Here is a 1455-nt window from a genome sequence, read left to right on the forward strand (position 1 = left end):
AATGTATTAACCAATCTGCGCCGCGGCGCCACCTCAGCGGAAGCGTACAAAAATACCCTGTTCTTCCTTGATGAGAGTTCCATGGTCAGTAATAAGCAAGCGAAAGAGTTCACTGACCTGGTCCTACAGAGCCAGTCCAAAGCGGTCCCCTGATCGGCGACAAAGTGCAGCTATTGTCCCTCAATGCCGGTAAGCCATTTGAGTTAGCCATGACAAAAGGCCTCCTCAACTCCGCGCAAGTGATTGATACCGCCCAAATGACCGACATCATCCGTCAACGTGATCCAGCCACTCTGGGTGCGGTACATAACATCCTTGATAAACAGCCGGACAGTGCGCTCGACAAACTCCGTCAACAGGCGCCTGACGGGCAAGGRAAAACCCAACATGTGATTTCAACACTGGAAGAAAACGCTAACGACCCTCGTAAAGCGCARCAAATGGCCACAGAGAAGTTGCCTTATGAAGTGGCGCAAGATTACTTATCACGCACTCAAGAAACGCGAGAAAACACGCTTATCATCGCTTATACCAACAATGAGCGAGACGTTATTACTGAACACATTCGCCATGGTCTGATCGAAAGGAAGGAGTTGGGAAAAGAGAACATTATTGCCCCTCGACTTCGCTCGACAGGCGCGAGCGGAGAAGAGTTAAAAACCATGATGCCTTACCAAAAAGGGCTGGTTCTCAGTACCAAACCGGGGCATTACTCCACCATCATAAGTGTCGATTCCGAGCATGGTGCGGTCATGATAAAGAGCCACCATACCGGTAAAGAACACGCTTTTTTACCAAGGCATCGAGATCATCGATTTACTGGCCTGTATTCAGTCTCACACAAACCTTTATCGACAGGCGATAAGATCATCACTCGCTTTACCGACAAAACTCGCGGCATTAAAGCCAACGTGATACACCACGTTATCCGAGCCGATGGACATACGCTCATCGCTCAGTCTATAGAGGGTCAATCGTTAACCATTGACACCACCAAACTTCAGGATGGCCACTGGGACTACGCATACACCCGGACCGCCGATATGGCGCAAGGCGCCACCTATCAGAACGTCATTACCTCAATCAAAGGGAAAGGCGCACTGACTAACCTGAGACGGGCTTACATCGACTTAACCCGGGCCAGCGAGCACATCAGACTCTACACCGAYAACCCCAAACAGATGATAAAGAACTGGCTGTCAAAAGAGGTCAATAAAGCCAGTGCGATTGAGACCCTCAAACAAATCCCGCCTCAATCGACCACGTACTTTAACGATGCCCCACTCCTTCATGAAGACGTTCGTTATCAAAACACAAATCGCGATTTCGACTACCACATCTTTAGAGAGCACATTAATGCGGAGCTGCCGAAATACACCGAAAGCTTAGCGATTCATTTATTGGGACAACCAAACACCTCTAAGTCCAACAGAGACTATTTAACCTTTGGGACGG

At 49.0% G+C, this 1455-nt stretch carries 1 pseudogene; it reads left to right on the top strand.

What is annotated here, in order from left to right:
• Positions 1–1455, top strand: a pseudogene (locus tag ELS82_RS24950) (AAA family ATPase); the annotation flags it as partial.

The organism is Vibrio ouci (assembly GCF_004551525.1).
Taxonomy (GTDB): Bacteria; Pseudomonadota; Gammaproteobacteria; order Enterobacterales; family Vibrionaceae; genus Vibrio; species Vibrio ouci.